The sequence below is a fragment of the Streptomyces sp. NPDC054961 genome (genome assembly GCF_053609145.1).
The window spans coordinates 1-17814 of record NZ_JBSGWY010000019.1 but is presented as its reverse complement, the minus strand read 5'-3'; the positions used below and the strand labels follow the sequence as shown (position 1 = coordinate 17814).

Genomic DNA, 17814 nt, shown 5'->3' with positions numbered 1-17814 from the left:
CTCCCCACCAGCAGGGTCCTCGAGCTGATTGCGGCGTGACGTGAGGTCTCCGCGAACGACCTCGGCCAGGAGGCCAGCCTGGTTGCGGTGACGGCCCGTTCAAAACGTCAGAAGGCCGATCAGGATCCGGCGGAATGGCTGCCGCCGTCCGCGGTCGCCGCTGTGCCGGTACGGCGCCGAGCGGACCGCGACCAAGCTCCGCTGGGGCCTCGCGGTCGACGAGCCGGAGCGCGACCGCCTGCTGGAGATCGCGGCCGGCTGCGGCGGCACTGACGTGGAGTTCACCCCGGCACCGTAAAGCTGCCCGGGCCGGGCTCGGGGTGGGGGAGTTCGAGCTGGCTGGCCCCGTGACCGCAGGAGTCAGGAGGCCAATAGTGCTTGGGCGATTGCTTTGTGCTCGGGCTGGAGTGTGACCGCGCCGTCCTCGATGTCCCAGAGGCAGTTCTGCAGGACGCGGCCGAGTGTCCATCCGGTGGCCCGCTCCCGGTCCAGACCGACGACTTCTGTCATGAGGTGGAAGCGATGCCGTATGGCCCCGGGCATGTTGGCGGTGCCGATGATGTCGTCCCACCGGTTTCGCAAGGCGGGCAGCAGCTCGAAGCCGGGGTCGCCAGCAAGGGGTTTAGGGTCGATGGCGAGCCAGGGAGCACGACCCGAGACATGCGAGGACGGAAGAGGGGCGAGAACGTTGTCATAGTGCAGATCCCAGTGCAGCAGCCGGTCGCCGGGCTCGTCGAGTATTTCCCTCATCGCAGCCGCGCACGTAGCCAGCAGTCGTCGCTCAGAGGGGTCCGCAAGAGAGCGGGAGTATGTGGGGACCCGGTCGAGCATGGCTCGGGCGATGTCGGACAGGAGCCGCAAGCCGGCGGGGGCCGGAACGGCGGCCAGTTGCTTCAGCAGCTCCGAAAGGTGTTGGAGAGCCGCAGTGCCGTCGGGCACCGTCGCGAGGGATCGGGCGGCATCGAGACGTTCCAGAAGCATGGCCCCGGAGTCGGGGTCGGTGTTCAGTAGTCCGACCGCGTGGTGGGCGCCCCAGACGCGCAGGGCGAGCGGCTCGGCTCGCGTTTCCTCGTCAACGGGCTGGAGCTTGAGTACCGCGGGCGAGCTGTCTGCCTGGAGTACCGGCAGTACGAGTGCGACAGCCCCGTGCACGGGCGGCCCATCCAGTCGCAGACTCCAGCGGTCCAAGAACTCCTCGGCCAGGGTCGGCAGGGCAGCGGTCCATGCCCGCCAGGCATCACTGTTCTGCGAGACGGCCAGGGCCGCTGGAACTTCGACCTGGGACTGAGACCGGCTGGAGGCCACGACGCTCCCGAATAGCAACGGTGCTGGGGTGCCGGCGTGCCTGACCGTCTTCGTCATCGAGTCCTTCGGGCCGCCGTCATACGATCGTATGGTGTCCTCCGTTGATGGGCGTCGTGGGAGTTCCAGTGGACGGCATCAGTCGTCTGCACTGGGTGTGTGAGGCGTTTGTGCTGGTGATGGGGTTGGCGGAGTTGTGGGAGCTGTCGTTTTGGTCGTGAAGGCCGCTGTCGTTTCCCGGTGAAGGTTTGTCGTTGTGCGTGTAGCCGCGGGGCGTGGGGGAGGAGGGCGCTGTGGTGGGGTCTTCTTGAGGTGGGTACAGCAAGTCGCCTGTCCTCCGGGCGCCGTGCGGTCGCCGTGCACGGCGGAGGCGCCCGCTGGGCGATCGGGGGTTCCTTCGCCATGCTGCTCGTTGGCCTTGTCGTGATTCTCCCCGTTCGACGATGGCTTCCAGGGTCGCGATCTGCTGGTCGATCCGGTAGGCGCGGAACGGGTCGGATGGCCTGAGCCGGTCGAGGCGGCGGACGGCTTCGGCGATCCGGGTGGGGGTGGGCATCGTCGCCCATGCCGAGACCGGTTGCTCGGCGAGGTCCGTGGCTGTGGAGCGTTTCGTCTGTGTCGATGCGGGTCACCGTGCCCCAGTGCTCGGCTGTGATGGGCTGGTGGGTGAGGTACCAGGCTGCCGGGTCGCCGCCGGCCTGGTCCACGGCGGTGCGGTTGTCGCACAGCTCGCGCCACAGCGGCCGGTAGAGGAGGGACGGGACCGGGGCGACGGATATCCGGACGAGGGTTCGGTCCGGGTCGCGTGGGCCGCTGTCGTGTCCGTGGCTGTCCGTGAGCCACACACGGCTGGCCTGCCCGTCCAGGTGGCGTGCCGCCTGGGACGTGGTGTCGATGCAGCCGGACGTGCGGATCTCCTCCCAGAACTCGGCGCTGGTGTAGTGGAAGGGGCTCCGTCAGCGGCAGTCGAGGGCGGTGCGCAGAGCGGCGAGGTTGTCGCGCATGAGACTGAGGTAGTCCTCGCCGCTGCCCGGCACAAGACCTTCCACCGGGTCGAGGACCGCCGTCTTGAGGCCGAGGTCCGTCGCCAGGGTCTCGGCCATCTTCGGGGTGGCGAGGGTTTCGAAGAAGACCGTGGTGATCTCCTTGTCCTTGATGGCCTGCTGGATCTGCCGGATGCGGGCGGGGGATGGCTCGGCCTGCGGGCTGACACCACTGATCGCGATCTGGTTGAGCTCGTACCTCGAGGCGAGATAGCCGAAGGCCGCGTGCGAGGTGACGACATCCTTGCGCGCGCAGGAAGCCAGCCCGGCCCGGAACTCTTCGTCCAGTGTGGTGAGTTGCTCGCAGAGGCGCCGGGCACGTTCGCGGTGCTCTTCGGCGTGCTCGGGCTGGGCCCTGGCCAGTTCCTCGCCTATGGCCTCGGTGACCTTGGCGACCCGGAGCGGGTCCAGCCAGAAGTGCGGGTCGGGGACCTTGCCGTAGTCCTTGCTGTCGGTATGCCGCAGGCCTGCCACGGCTCCGGCTTCCAGGGTTCGCTTCGGTTCGGTGGTCGCCACCGCCTTGTCCACGACGGGGGCCATCGTCTCGGCGTAGACGACCAAGTCGGCCGAGCCGAGCATGCTCGTCTGCTGCGGAGACAGGTCGAGGTCGTGGGCCTCGACGCCCGGTGAGGTCAGGTCGGTGACCCGAACGGCGTCCCCGCCGACCCGCTCGGTGATGAACGTCAACGGGTAGAAACCGGTGACCACATTCAGCCTGGGGGACTGGGCGCTGCCGCCTGCGCCGCAGGCGGTCAGCGAAGCCGCCGACGCGAGCACGGCCACCAGGGCTCCGAGCACGTATCTCATCCGGGTCCTCTTCATGATCCGTTCCTCAGTTCCCGTCAGCCTTCGTCGAGTTCGCTGTCCAGACCGCCCACCACGATGCTGCCAGGGGTGAAGTCGAGGGTCATGGTGCGCTTCTTGGCGAGGGGACCGCTCTCTCCGAGGTCCACTTCCACCAACTGATTGCTCCCCGGGTCGGTGACGTAGGCGCGGTTCTCACCGATCGCGATCGCGGGCTTGGGTGCCTTCTTGCCCTCGGGCCGGGGCTGCTTGTCGAGGACGTTCAGGCTGTGCAACTCCTTGGGATTCCTCGGGTCGAGGGTGTGCACCTGACCGTCGTCGGTGACGATCACGCCGCGGTTCCAGAATGGGTCCCACGCCATGGCCGACAGGCTGGCCGGCAACTTCACCTCCGTGGTGCCACCGGCGGCGGGGTCGATCACCAGCAGTGCCCGCTTGCCCCAGTCGCCGATGACCGCCGAGCCGTCCTCGGCGCCGATGAAGGTCCCGGCCCGCTGCGCCTCGTCGTCCTTCGCCGGGTACGGCAGCTTGGTGTCCTTCCAGACGCCGCTCTCCCGCGACAGTTTGACCAGCCCGTCCGAGCAGCCGAACAACGCGGCGTCCTTGCCGAGCGGGATCTCGCCGTGCAGCTTCGGGCACCCGGTGAACGTCTGCTTCCTGGCGCCGTCGGAGCCCAGTACCTGGAGGCCGCCCGGCAGACTCTGGGTCGTGTCCTCGTCGGCAAAGGTGAGCAGGGTGTCTTCGCCCATGGGGACGGCCACGCCGTGGTGGGGTGCGCCCGACGCGAGGGTGCGCTCCACCGCGAGCGGCTTGCCGACGGCCTTCTTGCCGACCGGGATCAGGTCCACCTCACCCGTGCCGTCGTAGAACACGGCCAGTGTGCCGTCCTTGGCGACCGCATGGGAGGGCTTCTTGCCCTCGCCCTTGCCTTCCAGCACGCGCGGGGCCTCGTGGGCCGTGTCGTCGTGGTCGCCGTGCGATATCCAGCGCACGCCGTTGTCGATCAGCTGGACCGTGCCGGCCTCGCCCTGCGTGGCCACCAGCAGTGGATCGCCGCCCGCGGAGGCGAGCTTGGCCTTGCCCGCCAGGTCGAAGGCGCCGACCTGCTTGCCGCTGTTGATGTCGACAACGACCGTCTTGCCGGAGTCGGCGTCCGAGATCGTCGCGCGCGGGCGTGACTGACCGCAGCCCGACTTCGACTCCGCGGGCCAGCCGGCGGCAGCCGGCGCAGCCGGGGTGGGGGAAGCAGCCGCGTCGCCGGTTGCGGTACTGCTGCCGCCGGCGCACGCAGTGCAGACGATGGCGGTGCAAACGGCGGTGGCCGCGAGAGGTCGGGTGCGCATGGTGAAACCGTCCGGAGTAGTCAGAAATGAAAATCATTGCCAACAGTACGGGACTCCGAGGCGTTCGGCCCCGTGTCGGGACGTCGGGAGACCCTCGGGCAGGTCGAACCGCAGTCTGCTGCGCGGAAGATGAGCAGGGTGAAATCGTCTCGGTGCGCCTCCCTCGATGGGGGGCGGGTCGACAGGGACGGCTCGCTCGAGTGAGGGCTCGCCTCCTGGGGGGCGGGTACACGCGACCAGCTCCGCCGTAAAGCTCGGAGGGCTGTCCGACCTCCGGATGATCGAATCGGGAGCAAAGTATGACATTGCGAGCATTCGGGGGCGGGCAGACTGGCTTCAGTGGAGGTGCCCGCCGGGCGAACTCCGAAGATCCCCACCACGAGGAAATGCGATGAACCCGCAGCTTGCACACGAGATGACACTTGCCGCTACGAGCGAGAGGGCGATCAGCGTGGCAGCCGTGGGTGTGCTCGCGGTCGTTGCCATCGCCTACGTGGCGTTCTTCGTAGCGGCTGTGGTCAGCATCGCCAGGTCCGGCCTCGCTGGAGGGCTGAAGCTGGGCTGGGTCGTTTTCGCTGTCGTGGCCCCCTTCCTCGGAAGCCTGCTCTGGTTCCTCGTCGGCCGCCGCGACGCCCAGCGTCAGCATCAGTCGGGCGTCGCCTGATCCCGAGGGCGCCCACGCGGCGCACGGGCCCTTCATTGCAGCGAATGACGCCTCAGGGTGAGCCGGGCAGTCGCCCCGTGGCGGAAAGCGCATCAGCGGCGAGTTTCAACGGCCCGATCCGATGCTCAACCCGGTTCCCGTAGGGGCCGGCAGGGCGGTGAACGCGGAGATCTCGTTGGTTTTGTCCGGCACTCGTAGTTGGCTGACGACACGGCCGGCGGCCGTGACGGCGGACAGCAGGTGGGCGGCGGGCGTGGCATCGGTGCGCGAGCCGCGCGCGCTCTTGCCGTCCATCGCGACCGTCTGCGTGCCGGCCGGGTCGCAGACGAGAAGGTCGGCGAGCCCGCCGGGGCACATCAGGACCAGCACCTTACGCAGGGTGGAGGGCGGGGCCGGCGGGCGCACATGCCGAGCGGCCCCTTCGCATGGAACCCCAGGCGGGCGAGGGTGCCTTGGGGTGCGTGGCGGGCCCACTGCCCGATGGTCAGTTGGGAGCGGGCGCCGGCCAGGACCGCGCAGGCAGCGGTCAGCAGCACCGAGGCAAGAGTATGCCGCCCACCGCGCCGGTGACGCGGATCGGGCAGAGCACTCAACCGGGCGGCACTGTCCGAAGCCTCACGCTGCTGACGCGAGGGCGGCTTGATCAGGCAGGCGACGGCAGACTGGCGGCACATCGAAACTCCGGTGGTCGGGCGACTTGGTAGGTCCCCTTGATTACCGGAGCTTCGTTGCGTGAGGGGGCAGGGCGCTGCTGCCATGGTGAAGGGTCGTCACATCACCCTGACTGGGCAGTCCTTGGGCCGCCAGGACCATGAATCAGCCCTGCCCCTTCGGGTAATCCCACGCCCGGCCCCCAAGTCGAATAAGTCGGAAGCCCGTCCGTAGGGGGACTTTCGTCCCTTGCTGCCTTACGCCCCGTCAGTAACGTTTGATTCGAGAGATCATTAATGCTGTGAACAGGTCCTGCGGGTGCATCTCAGCGCCTGCTGGCGGCCCTGGGGAGTGATAGGTAGAAGTGGCAATTTTGCCCAGTCCGAGGGGGCGGGGGCGGTAGAGGCGCAAATCGAGGACCAGATGATCCCAGCGCAACGGCCTCCGGGTGCTGCCCGATAAGGCCCCATGGGCTGCCGGGGATTGCGACATGGCGCAGCACCTTTCCCCTTGTGCGAATCGCCCTGGGCCGAGCGCGCACCAGGCGAGGACTGCCGAGAGTCGGGTCCGTGACCCTGCACCTGTTCCGGGACATGGAGTCATCAACGGGCGGCTGTGACCCTCGCCATTCGAAATCACTCTTGTAAACGACAGGAGAAGTTATATGCGTACTATTCCCCGTGCTAGCGGGACGGCCGACCGTAAGAGCACCCGGCTCCACCACGGAACGGGTGTTGCGAAGTGACGACCTCCGCACCCGTTTTCGACGAGATCCACGCCCCCGCACAGTGTCATTGCGCGGGGTGCGTACATGAGGCCCGCGCCGCCCGCCGGTCAGGTCTTCATGGCCTCAACGCCGCCAAATCTGCCGTCGTGGTCACTCTGGTGGGCGGCGCCACACTCGTGAGTGGGGCCGGCACATCGTTCGCGGCACAGTGGGCACAGTCGGCACCGGGCGACGCCGCACCACAGCGGTCTGCCCCCTCCTTTACGGCCGATACCGTTGCGGCAACGGGAAGCGGGCAGGGCGCGCCAGGGCCGCTGTTCGGAGCGCCGTCCCGTCGGGCCTCGCAGGACATGCGGCTGTCCCGGGAACAGATCATCGCCCGGGCCCAGGCCTGGGTGAACGCCAAGGTGCCGTACGACATGAACCGCTATTGGTCAGACGGTTACCGCATGGACTGTTCAGGGTTCGTTTCCAGTGCGTGGGGCCTGCGTGACAATCAATGGACCGGCAGTCTGGCCTCATACGGCACGCGCATATCCAAGGGGGAACTCCGGCCCGGTGACATGCTGCTGTTCCACAACTCGGCCAATCCGGTGGCCGGTTCGCACGTGGTCATCTTCGGCGGCTGGGCCAACTCGGCGAAGACCCAGTACATCGCCTACGACCAGACCCGACCGCACACACTCAAGCGTACGACGCCTTACGCCTACTGGAACAACTCCTCGCGCTACGTGGCGTACCGGTACAAGAACCTGAGCTCAGAGGGTGGTGAGAGCGGCGCCGCCTTCCCCGGCGCCGGCTATTTCGGTCCGGGAGCCAACAACAAGCATGTAGCGGAACTGGGCCGGATGCTGGTCAAGCGTGGCGGCGGCTCATTCTACACCTCTGGTCCCGGTCCTCGCTGGTCGGAAGCGGACCGCAAAGCCACCCAGGCGTTCCAACGGGCTCAGGGCTGGACCGGCAGTGACGCGGACGGCATCCCCGGCAAGGCGACCTGGGACTATCTCGTCAACGGCAAGGGCAAGAACATCGGCACTGGTGGCGGCGAGAGCGGCACCGCCTTCCCCGGCGCGGGCCACTTCCGTCCGGGCGCCGTCAACGCCCACGTCAAGAAACTAGGCGTGCAGTTGGTGAAGAAGGGCTTCGCAAAGCACTACACCCAGGGTCCCGGGGAACGGTGGACCGAGAGCGACCGGCGCAACGTCGAAGCATTCCAACGCGCCCAAGGCTGGACAGGATCCTCAGCGGACGGCTACCCGGGGCCGGAGACCTGGCGCCGACTCTTCGCATAGCCCCGTCTTCGGCAGAGGAGGAGATGGGCGCGAGCCGGGACCCCGCACCGGGGCCCGGCTCTCGCCCATCTCCTCCCACGGTCACGTCCGCAGAATCCGCCTCGGCCCTGTCCCGGCGCACCGAGGGGGGGAGCAAGGAGGAGATCGCGCAGGGTACGACTCAGCTTGATGCGCCGTCGCCCCGTGGCACCACAGCTACAGGACAACCGGCTTTCATGACGACCGCCTTGGCGACCGAGTTCGATGGCCAGGCGGCGGTGCGAAACCATCGCCGAGGCCGCCCGACCACGACCAGGCCCGCGGCGTTCGACCTCGTAGCCAGCCGGGTACCCGCGGCGCCCGCGACCACTACCGGTTCAACGTCCACATCCCGGTAGTCATTGCGGCTGAAGGCGTCGAGTCGATGGCCTTGGGCCTCCTCTGCAGCAGCGGCCCGCCGTGACGTGGACACCGAAAGCACCTCCAGCGCCGTACCGCGTCCGCGCGCCTCCAGGAAAGCGAATTCGATCGCCGCGTGGGGGGTGAGCTCGGGGTGGAGCCCCAGGACCACCCGTTCCTGACCATGGCGGTCCGGACGCAGAGCGGTGCGCGGGCCAGGAGGCACCACGACCACCGGGCAGGCCGCCTCCGCCACACACGCGAGGCTGGTCGAGCCGAGCAGTAGGCTCGCGAGTCCTCCACGCCGACGCGAGCCGAGCACCAATACCTGGGCGTGCTTCCCGAGCGCTACCAGCGTGTGCGCCACAGCGCCGGCCGGGGACGCGTACCGCACGTGGGGCAGTCCCTCACGCTCCCTGAGAATGTCCTGCACCTCGGCCAGGACGGTGTCCTGGTGGCCCGGGGCCCCAACGGGAAGCGGGCGCAGGGTATTGAGGGGCGCGTAGTCGGGCCGGACATGGACCACGAGCAGGTCGGTGCCCCGTCGCTGGGCTGTCGCCGCCGCCCAATCCAACGCGGGGATGCTGTGTGGGGCGCTGTCCACGGCGACGACGACGGGCCGCGGCGGCGCGGGCTTCGCGTTGTCCGCGGACTTCACGGCCGCGACGGGTTCGTGCGCTGTATCAACGTCATGCTCTTCATCCTGAGCGATCCCCGAACGGTGCGGGCAGGGACGAAAGCCCCGGGCTCCTGGGAGGAAGGACTCTTTCCTGGGCTGTCACGCCGATGGACGTCCGTCCGCGTCCCGGCCGCCGAGCACGGCGTCACCCGCCACGCCCCATGCCGTCGGCCGCCGCAGCCCATGCGAACACCCGGTACGAGCACGACGCCCTGGTGGCGGCCATCCGGGAGCCTCATACCGACCCACGGGTGCGCTCCCGCGCCCGGGCGATGAGTCACATCAACAACTGCTACTACGCCTGGACCCTCACCTGTCCGCGTGACAGCGTCCTCAACGGCAGCACCGAACGCTGCCCGGGTCACCTCTGTCCTGCGCTCGATCTCGATCCCACCGGGGCATGTGTCCGCTGGGGCCACCCTCCCATCGCGCCGCGCTGGGCACGGCCGCTCGACTCATCGGATCGGTCGGCAAGATCGTCAACCGCATCCAGAAGTTGAGCCAGAACCACGTCGCACCTACGCAGCCCGGTCCGGGGGTGTCGGTGAGGGCCGGGGAAGGACGGTAAGTGGCTACTCTTCGAGATGGAAGAAGGGTCTGAGCCGATGACGGGAATGCCATCCACCGTGCAGATGGTCACCTTCGCGGCCTGGTGGGACGGCACACTTCACTCGGGCCGCTCGGCTGGTCGCCGGACTGGAAAAGGAACGGCCCTGTCTCACATCCGGTGGTGACGGAGGGTGGTGAAGCTCGTTGAGGTCAGTGCAATGAATGTCAACGAGTCTGCGCGGACGGCCGCGGTTTCGTGAAGCTGGTTCGCCCTGCGCGCCCGCCCTTGGCTGCAGGGGATGCCGTCTTGGATCATCGGTGCGCCTATCCGAGTGCCTTCCGGATCTCCCGCGAGCCAGCGGCGCACGGTGGGGGTAGGTCGTTTCGTACAAGGCGATTTTGGGATCCGTGAGGAGAGCAGCCATGTACGCAGTGGTTCGACGGTATGAAGGGGTGACTGATCCTGCCGAGGCAGGGCGCCGAGTGGAAGAGGGGTTCGTACCTCTCCTTCGCAAAGTGCCTGGATTCGTGGCCTACTACTGGGTTGACGCGGGGGGTGGAGTGATGCTCTCTACCAGCGTCTTTGAAGACCAGGCCGGGGCCGAAGAGTCGGTCCAGAGGGCCGCTGACTTCGTACGGGACAACCTCGCGCCGCTGCTACCTGAACCTCCCCAAGTCACGGCCGGCCAGGTTGTGGCTGCTGGGTAACGGCCACCGGAGCGGTGCTGTATCCACGCCCCCTCACTCGAACTGCATATCACCAGTTCAGATGGCTGCTGCGCAGATTTCATGGCTCCCGACAACAACCCGGTGCTGCGCTCGGACGGCTCGGAGGCCTTGGACAACAACGGCGTCGATTTCAAGGCCGACCGTCGCTATGGCGCCTGCCAGCATCCTCGGGCGGCCGAAGAGCCTTGGAGCCAACTGGATATCCCGCTGATCAACGCTATGGCGGAGAGGGGAAAGGCGCCGGTCCACGCCTGCTCAGACGCTGCCGACTCGCAGACAGGGGGGCAGGCATCGCATGCCCCGGCACGCCTCCCAACGTCGTCAGCGAGAATCCCCAGGACTGACCAACGCTCCTGGAGGCGGAGTGATGCCCCTCCCTCGTCACCCGCGTCGCGCGGCCGTCACTCACCCGCGTGCCGGAGGTTTCCTGCTCTGCTGTGACAGCGCAGCAGCCGTGCAGTCCTGCGATGGCTGCGTGGCGAGGGTCCTGGCTGCTGAGCCGGGGACCTCACCATGCGGCCCCCAGGGGCGTTTCAAAGTCCCCGCAAGCGCTTGAGTCCGCAGGTCGCGGCTGTGCAAGGGGTCGGGACTGGCCCGTCACGAACGCAACGAAGCTCCGGTTGAACGGGGTGACCTCCAAGTCGCCTCGAACCACCGGAGCTTCGATGTGCCGCAAGTCTGCCACCGTCTGCCTGATCAAGTCGCCGGTCCTGGACAACGTGGCGGGACTGTCGCTGGTGGAGCGGCTGCGGCTGCTGCCCGATCCGCGTCGGCGCCGAGGAGTACGTCACCCGTTCGTGGCCGTGCTGCTGGTTGCCGCCTCCGCCGTCGTCGGCGGCGCGCAGTCGTTCGCGGCCATCGGCCAGTGGGCCGCGAACGCCCCGCAGCACGCCCTGGCCCGGCTGGGCGCCCGCGTCGTTGGGGCACTCGGCGTACGGGTCACGCCGAGTGTCGCGACAATCCGCCGGGTCGTCGGCATGGCCTGCCCCGGCGGCCTGGCCGATCTGACCGGCGCTGATCCCGCCGGCTCGGAATCACTGGCCATCGACGGCAAGGCCGCCCGCGGCTCCCGGCACGGCACCTCGCCCGCCGCCCACCTCCTGGCCGCGATGACCGACGACGGCCGGACCGTCACTCAACTGCGCGTCCCCGACAAGACGAATGAGATCACCTGCTTCGCGGCACTGCTGAAGCCCTTCGACCTGACCGGGGTCACCATCACCGCGGACGCGCTCCACACCCAGCGCGGCCACGTCCGCTTCCTCGTCGAGGAGAAGAAGGCCCACTACCTGTTCGTGGTCAAGGCCAACCAGCCCGAACTGCACCGTCGGCTGAAGTCGTTGCCATGGAAGGACGTCACGTCGCGCCGTTACGACCGCGAGAGGGGCCACGGGCGCCGGGAGACCCGGGCGACCAGGGCACTCACCGTCACCGGCCTCGGTCTGGACTTTCCCTACGCCGCCCAGGCCGTGCGCATCCTGCGCCACCGAACCGACCTGACGACCGGCAAGGTCAGCCGCGAGACCGTTTACGCGGTCACGGACCTGACCTCACATCAGGCATCGCCGCAGCGGCTCGGCCAGCTCGCCCGCTCGCAGTGGACCATCGAGAACCGGCTTCACTTCGTCCGCGACACCACCTTCCGCGAGGACGCCTCGAAGATCCGAACCGGCCACGGCCCCGAGAACATGGCAACCCTGCGCAACCTGGCGATCAACACCGTCCGCACAGCCGGTCACCAGAACGTCGCCGCCGGCCTCCGACACGCCTCCTACGAACCGTTCACCCGCCCACTCGACCTCCCGGGCATCACCTGACCAGCACACTCACAAGATCATCAGACTTTGCAATGCCCCTGATGCGGCCCCCTGGCGCCCCCGTACCCGGTGATCGTCGAATAGGGGCATGTCTTAGTTGTTCCTTTTCTTCCGGCCTCGGACGGCGCCCCGAACTTGATCGCTCAGGAGGGGGTTCGGCGGACGTAGGGCCGGCCTTGGCGTGATCCTTCGTGCTGACCAGAGCGCGAGTTTCACCACGTCGCGAGACGTTCCAAGGCCGCCAGGGGAGAGTCTGCTGCATCACGATGTCAGGCAGGAGCCGTTCGCGGAAGCGTCACGCTTCCGGGGAGAATTCTACGAGTGCCTGACCGCCCGGCGCGATGAGTGGCCCGGCGTCAGCGGGCGCCGCTGGAATGCGAGCCGCCGGAGCACGCCCCACCAGACCGCGAAACCGAGACCACCTACAGCCGCCCACGCCAGCACGCTCACGGCATGGTGCTCGACGAAGCCCCGCACCGCCAGTGGGGCGCCCTCGCCGAGAAGGGCTCACCGGCAAGGGCGCGCCTGATCAGGAAGTGGGGCGCAGCGAGCGCAGCCGGTCGGCGACGTCGTAGACGTTCAGGCGCAGGGCGCGGATGTCGTTGATGAGGTCGCGCCAGGGTTCGAAGGTGTCGTCCACGGTCTTGACGGAGGCCCTGATGTAGGCGACGGCGACGCCGTAACCGAGTCGCACCTGTCGTCCGATCCTCTCCCCGAGGGCCGCAGCGTGAGCTACTCAAAGCTCCTTGGTGGCGTTCAGGCGGGTGATGTCGGCGGCGTACGCGGCAGTGCGGGCTGCCGCGGTGCCGGTGGCATACAGACCGGTGCCGAGAGCTGCCAAGGGGAGGGAGAGGAGCATGCCGGCGGGTAGCGGGGCCCAGTCCCGCTCGGCGTCGCGGTCTTCCCCCGCGTCCGCACGGTACGACACCGCAGAACGCCTGTTGTCCTGGTGGAAAGCGCGGGACTCGCACTCGATCCGCTCGGAGTTCGCGCCCTCGTCGACGCTGAAGGGGAATACGAGCAGGTAGCCGAGCCAGATTCAGATGAGCGCGGCCGCGGCCATGAGTCCCCGGCCCCAGCCCTGTTCACGCAACCCCCGCACCCGAAACTCTCTGTCGTACACCTGTGCCAATGAATTCGTGGTGCCTGATCGTAGGGCAGGGGGTGTTCGACCGCTGCGTAGTTCAAGGCGCTGCGGTGCGGGCGCCGACTCGCCGTCTTGCTGCGCGGACCCGGACGTCCCCTGATTCGTAGCCGTCGCACCCTCGGCGGAATGGCAGCGCTACGCCGTGCGGCGGTCCCTGCGGGGGGCGCGCGGGCGCGGGATGATCTTGAAGCCCTGAGCGCCGGGCCCGTCCCGTATTTCAGCGGGACACCTACACTGTTCTGCCAGCGGCAGAACAGCGGCCGGACGGGCTCGACGATCACTACAGTCCATTCTCATGACGCCGATTACGACGCGTACGGTCGAGTATCCGGCCGACGGTTTGAGGATGATCGGGCACCTCGCGCTCCCGGCCGGTGTCGACCGCCGGCCCGCGGTGCTGCTCGGACCAGAGGGCATGGGGCTCAGCGACGTCGAACGCCGCCGGGCCGATGCTCTCGCCGAACTGGGATATGTAGCGCTGGCCTTCGACCTTCACGGCGGGCGCTATTTGGGCGACCCCGAGGAGATGCTGGCCCGTTGCATGCCACTGCTCGCTGATCCCGACCGGATGCGGCGCATCGGCCATGCGGCACTCGACGTGTTGCGCACCGAGCCCCGGACGGACCCCGACCGGATCGCCACCGTCGGCTACGGCACGGGAGGTGCCATCGCACTGGAACTCGGGCGCGACGGCGCCAACCTGCGCGCGATCGGGACAGTCAACGCAACTACCACGGGCCGACCGGGCGAGGCGGCGCGCATTCGCTGCCCGGTGTGGGCCGGGGTCGGATCGGAAGACCCGATCATGCCTCCCGCGCAACGAAACGCGTTCACCGCTGAGATGCAGGCCGCGGGCGTCGACTGGCGCCTCGCGGTCTACGGCGGCGCCTTGCACGCCTTCCACCACCCGCCGGTCGACCACCCCGTGGTCCCCGGCGTCGGCTACCACCCACAGCACGCGCAGCGAGCCTGGCGCGACGTCGTCGACCTGCTCGCCGAGTGCCTGCCTGTGACGGAGGACCTGGGGGCATGACCCAGGCGGTCGGCTTCGTGTTCGTCGCCGACGCAGCCTCGATCGTCAGTCGAGGCCTTCGATGATGCGGAAGTCGCGCTCGACGCCGTCAGCAAGTGCGGCCAGCGCCTCTGGAGTTCGGTGCGGCCTTCCCAGCGGACGGCAAGTCGTTTGAACTGGTGGGGCAGGGCGAAGGTCTGCTCGACGACGTAGCGGAGCTTGCCCATGCCCTTGATGTTCGGGCAGCCCTTGCGGGGAGATCACGGGCAGGATCCGGCGTTTGCGCAGCTCTTCCCGGTTCGGGTTGGAGTCGTAGCCCTTGTCGCCGAGCAGGGCTTCGGGGCGCTGGCGGGGCCGGCCGGGCCTGCCCGCGATTGGGTGGGATGCCGTCGTCGAGCGCGAGGGTCTGGGTGACGTCGTTGACGTTGGCCGCTGTGGTGATGACTTTGAAGCGGGGGCGCCGCGTCCGTCGCAGATCAGGTGGTGTTTGCTGCCCGTCTTCCGCCGGTCGAGCGGCGACGGGCCGGTGTCGGGGCCCCCTCTTTCGCGCGGATGTGGGAGCCGTCCACGCATGCCTTGGACCAGTCGAGTTGGCCGGCCGCTTGAGCTCGGCGAGCAGGATCTGGTGCAGCTGGTCGAAGACCCTGGCCTGCTGCCAGCGGTCCAGGCGGCGCCAGCACGTCTGTCCGGAGCCGAACCTGGACTCCAGCGGCAGGAGTTGCCAGGCGATGTCGTTGAAGAGCACGTACAGGATCCCCTGCACACACAGCCAGTCCGCCACCGCCCGCGGCCCCGGCGACCGCTCGGGCCAAGGCGGCAGCAGCCGCTCGATCAGCGCCCACAAGTCGTCGTTCACGATCCACGGCCGAGTACTCACACCCTTCCGAACGGTCGAATCGTCACACCGGTCACGGCCGACCAGGCCACTTCAGCAAGATCCTGTTACGAGCTCGTAGGGCGGCGGTCTCCCATCCGGCCTTCGAGTGGGAGACCGCCGAAAGCGAACGGCAGCGATGATGAACCGGGCTGGGTGTACGAGCTCCAGTTTCCAGAACGGAGTTGACCTTCGTCGCGCCAGGGGAACTGGCTAGCGTGGTCCGTGTACACGCCAGGCAGCAGCGATGGTTGATTCCAGTGCCCACTCTGCGGTGCCGGGCGTCTCGGTCAGAGCTGCCAGGTTGCGCAGGGTGGCAAGAGCGCCGGCGGCGTCGGAGTGTTCTGTGGTGAGGAGGTCGATGAGGTCGTCTTCGGACAGGGGCTCGTCGAGTTCGGCCAGGTCGTGCAGGATGCCCTGCAGCGCCGGATCGGTCAGGGCGGCCGCTTCCAGGAGCTGTCTGGCTCCGGCGGGCGTGGCTAGGGTGTCGTGCAGGGTTTGGCAGATGTCGGGGGCGCTGTGCTTCGCGGCGGCCAGGTCGGCAGCTTGTTTGAGCAGAATCGGCCAACCGCCGGTCGTGGTGTAGAGGCGGCGGCGGTTTTCGGGGGCGTTGAAGGCGGTCAGGACGTCGTTGGGGGTGACCCAGCTGCGGATGCCGTCGGCGGTGGCGCGTTGCAGGGGGACGAGGATGTCCTCTTCCGCATGGTGAGACAGGACTTCGAGGTGTTCGCGGTTCCCGGCGTCGATGAGGGCGATGACGCAGCGGGTGACGCCCGAGGCGGGTTGGCGGGTGATGGCGTCGCGCAGGGCGGTCTCGACGGCGTCGGGCTTGAAGTCTCGCATGTCACTGATGATCAGCCGGTGTGGGCTGCGGGCCTTGCCTGCGCTCAGGGCCTGGCGGTAGGCGTGGGGTGTGGCTGGCTGGATCAGGGGCGCCAGGTCGCTGGGGGTGCGTTGCTGCTGGTCGGCCAGCGCGGTGGTGACGTCGTCGAGGCAGGTGGCATTGGTGCCCAGCACGATGCGCAGCGCATTGTTGCGGCGTACCAGTCCTGCGATCTGCTGTTCCGTCAGGGGACTGATGCGGGCGCCGGGGAGGGGGCGGCGGGCCTGGCTGATGGACAGGCGGGTGGGGATGTCGCTGGGGTCGTGGGCGTGGAGTTCTTCCTCGATGGCGTCGGGGGTACCCAATAGGCGCAGGACGTTGGAGGAGCGCAGGCGCCAGCCGTCACGTTCGTTGGCCAGTATGCCCAGGCCTACCATCTCCTCCAGCAGGACACGGAATTCGTCGACCGTGTGGTAGCTCTCGGGCCAGCATTCGGCGCACTCCTGGCGCAGGGTGCGGGTGCTCATGTTGTGTTCGACGCCGTGGGTGTGGGCGTTGCGCGCGATGAGCAGTGCAATGACCTTGTATCGGGGGTCGAGGTTGAGGTTGAGGCGCACGGTGTCGCGGATGCGACGTCGCAGGTCCGGGGAGCCGATGACGCGTTCGAGGATGTCGTTGTCGATGGTCCAGGGCGGTCCGTCGGGCGTGCGGCTGGCCAGTGCTTCGCTGACGAGGGCCTCACCGGCGACCTGTAGGAGCTTGGGGTGGTAGTTGCAGTAGGCCAGAAGGCGGTGGATCAGGCTGTCGTGCGCGAAGTTGATCCCCAGGACTTCGGCGGGCTCCTGCAGGAGGCGGTAGGCCGGACCTGGTGAGAGGGGGCCGATGCTCCGTGCCCTGCCGAAATGCGCCTCGGCGAGCGGCTGGTTGGGTAGGCCCGCGAAGCGCTGGACTTGGTGCAGGCCGGCGAAGACCGGCTTGAAGCGGCGTTCGGTAGCGCTCATAAGGTCCCGCAAGCGCGTTGTTTGCTGGAAGCCGAGGTCCGCTTCGGCGTCGAAGAAGGAGTCGCATTCGTCGAGCAGGAGTAGCAACCGCCGGGTTCGGTCTTGATCGAGCCAGGCGGCGATGGCGTCTCGGACCCGCCGATGTGCGGTGGGGGCGCGTCGACCGGGGGCCAGGCCGATCCCTGCCCGACCCAGCTCAGTGAAGATCATGTCCCAGATCTCCTCCGTGCCAGAGGCCAGACTGCTGGGTAGCGGTAGGTACAGGGCGATATGACCTTCGGTGAGGGCGTGGCGGCGGCCGGCGGCTCGCAGGAGGGCCGACTTTCCCAGCCTGCGCCCGCCGTACAGGAGACTGACACCGTGCTGGTCGGTGACGGCGGACAGCTCCTCGCCGCGACCGTAGAACATCTCCTCTGGCACGGCTTCGTTGGCGTCGGGGGTGTAGGGATTGATGGAGCTGAACGGGGCCAGGATGCGCTCGGTCAAAGTGAACTGGCCGCTGCCGCGGGAGGCCAAATAGGCCAGGGCAGCAGCATCCAACACCAGCACCGGCTTGGCGGGATGTTCGGCGCACGCGGCGGCCAGGGCCCGGCGTTGGGGCGGAGACAGGGTGCCGATGAACGCGATCACAACGGGGATGGAACTGAGATCTTGCTGGACCCAGGCCAGGAGCTTGGCAGCATCGGTGACCTCGGACGTCATCAATAGCCGCAGTCGGCCGTCTGCCTGTGTACCGAAGGCGGGTAGGCGAACCTTGCCGATCAGCGTCACGTCCCGCAGATCAACCCACCGGCGCAGGTTTGAGGCTACTGGCAGGCCGGGATCGGCCTCGCGCTCGTACTCGATACCGGCCAGGCGCAGGGCCGGGCTCAGTACGTAGGTGTTAGGGTCTGTTGCGAAAGTGGATCTTGATCGGTGATGATCTTGGTGTGGCGCGTGGAGATCTGACGGATGCACAGTGGGCAAGGCTGGAGCCGTT

At 68.1% G+C, this 17814-nt stretch carries 14 protein-coding genes and 1 pseudogene; 5 read left to right on the top strand and 10 right to left on the bottom strand.

Annotation, left to right across the window (positions count from 1 at the left end):
- Positions 1-39: 39 nt before the first annotated feature.
- A pseudogene (locus ACWF9Z_RS18605) lies at positions 40-298 on the top strand (HNH endonuclease); the annotation flags it as partial.
- 62 nt (positions 299-360) lie between these two features.
- On the opposite strand, the gene ACWF9Z_RS18600 reads toward ACWF9Z_RS18605, so the two are convergent.
- The 3 genes from ACWF9Z_RS18600 to ACWF9Z_RS18590 all read right to left on the bottom strand — a co-directional run bounded on the left by ACWF9Z_RS18600 (position 361) and on the right by ACWF9Z_RS18590 (position 4492).
- The gene (locus ACWF9Z_RS18600) at positions 361-1362 is read right to left on the bottom strand and encodes an aminoglycoside phosphotransferase family protein (RefSeq protein WP_453603384.1); all 1002 of its coding nucleotides are present in this window, start codon (positions 1360-1362) and stop codon (positions 361-363) included.
- 896 nt (positions 1363-2258) lie between these two features.
- A complete protein-coding gene (locus ACWF9Z_RS18595; protein ID WP_453603382.1) occupies positions 2259-3167 on the bottom strand; it encodes a metal ABC transporter substrate-binding protein in 909 nt (302 codons plus the stop codon).
- A 20-nt stretch (positions 3168-3187) separates the two neighbouring features.
- Positions 3188-4492 carry a hypothetical protein gene (locus ACWF9Z_RS18590; protein ID WP_453603380.1) on the bottom strand — a complete coding sequence of 435 codons (1305 nt, stop codon included), beginning with the start codon at positions 4490-4492 and terminating at the stop codon, positions 3188-3190.
- Positions 4493-4883: 391 nt separating this feature from the next.
- Between ACWF9Z_RS18590 and ACWF9Z_RS18585 the strand changes: the two genes are divergently transcribed.
- Positions 4884-5156 (top strand): PLD nuclease N-terminal domain-containing protein, encoded by a 273-nt coding sequence (locus ACWF9Z_RS18585; RefSeq protein WP_356652446.1) that lies wholly within the window; start codon positions 4884-4886, stop codon positions 5154-5156.
- 105 nt (positions 5157-5261) lie between these two features.
- Here the strand turns inward: ACWF9Z_RS18585 and ACWF9Z_RS18580 are convergent, their stop codons facing one another.
- A complete protein-coding gene (locus ACWF9Z_RS18580) occupies positions 5262-5525 on the bottom strand; it encodes a hypothetical protein (protein WP_453603379.1) in 264 nt (87 codons plus the stop codon).
- Positions 5513-5830, bottom strand: coding sequence for a transposase family protein (locus tag ACWF9Z_RS18575; RefSeq protein WP_453603377.1), 318 nt, complete (start codon positions 5828-5830; stop codon positions 5513-5515). The genes ACWF9Z_RS18580 and ACWF9Z_RS18575 overlap by 13 nt, the downstream gene beginning before the upstream one ends.
- A gap of 718 nt (positions 5831-6548) precedes the next feature.
- Here ACWF9Z_RS18575 and ACWF9Z_RS18570 point away from each other — a divergent pair.
- Positions 6549-7826 carry a peptidoglycan-binding protein gene (locus tag ACWF9Z_RS18570; protein ID WP_453603376.1) on the top strand — a complete coding sequence of 426 codons (1278 nt, stop codon included), beginning with the start codon at positions 6549-6551 and terminating at the stop codon, positions 7824-7826.
- A gap of 160 nt (positions 7827-7986) precedes the next feature.
- Here the strand turns inward: ACWF9Z_RS18570 and ACWF9Z_RS18565 are convergent, their stop codons facing one another.
- Positions 7987-8862 carry a universal stress protein gene (locus ACWF9Z_RS18565; RefSeq protein WP_453603374.1) on the bottom strand — a complete coding sequence of 292 codons (876 nt, stop codon included), beginning with the start codon at positions 8860-8862 and terminating at the stop codon, positions 7987-7989.
- Between the two features lie 1964 nt (positions 8863-10826).
- On the opposite strand from ACWF9Z_RS18565, the gene ACWF9Z_RS18560 reads away from it, so the two are divergent.
- Positions 10827-11978: an ISAs1 family transposase gene (locus ACWF9Z_RS18560; RefSeq protein WP_453603373.1), complete on the top strand. Its 1152-nt coding sequence runs from the start codon at positions 10827-10829 to the stop codon at positions 11976-11978.
- A 529-nt stretch (positions 11979-12507) separates the two neighbouring features.
- On the opposite strand, the gene ACWF9Z_RS18555 is transcribed toward ACWF9Z_RS18560, so the two are convergent.
- Both ACWF9Z_RS18555 and ACWF9Z_RS18550 read right to left on the bottom strand, forming a co-directional pair.
- The gene (locus ACWF9Z_RS18555; protein WP_453603372.1) at positions 12508-12672 is read right to left on the bottom strand and encodes a hypothetical protein; all 165 of its coding nucleotides are present in this window, start codon (positions 12670-12672) and stop codon (positions 12508-12510) included.
- Positions 12673-12714: 42 nt separating this feature from the next.
- A complete protein-coding gene (locus ACWF9Z_RS18550) occupies positions 12715-12906 on the bottom strand; it encodes a hypothetical protein (RefSeq protein ID WP_453603370.1) in 192 nt (63 codons plus the stop codon).
- 514 nt (positions 12907-13420) lie between these two features.
- On the opposite strand from ACWF9Z_RS18550, the gene ACWF9Z_RS18545 reads away from it, so the two are divergent.
- The gene (locus ACWF9Z_RS18545) at positions 13421-14158 is read left to right on the top strand and encodes a dienelactone hydrolase family protein (protein WP_453603368.1); all 738 of its coding nucleotides are present in this window, start codon (positions 13421-13423) and stop codon (positions 14156-14158) included.
- 88 nt (positions 14159-14246) lie between these two features.
- Here the strand turns inward: ACWF9Z_RS18545 and ACWF9Z_RS18540 are convergent, their stop codons facing one another.
- Together ACWF9Z_RS18540 and ACWF9Z_RS18535 are read right to left on the bottom strand one after the other, a co-directional pair.
- On the bottom strand, positions 14247-14993 hold the full coding sequence (locus tag ACWF9Z_RS18540; RefSeq protein ID WP_453603366.1) for a transposase: 747 nt from the start codon (positions 14991-14993) through the stop codon (positions 14247-14249).
- Between the two features lie 231 nt (positions 14994-15224).
- Positions 15225-17606 carry a hypothetical protein gene (locus ACWF9Z_RS18535; protein ID WP_453603364.1) on the bottom strand — a complete coding sequence of 794 codons (2382 nt, stop codon included), beginning with the start codon at positions 17604-17606 and terminating at the stop codon, positions 15225-15227.
- Between the last annotated feature and the right edge of the window lie 208 nt (positions 17607-17814).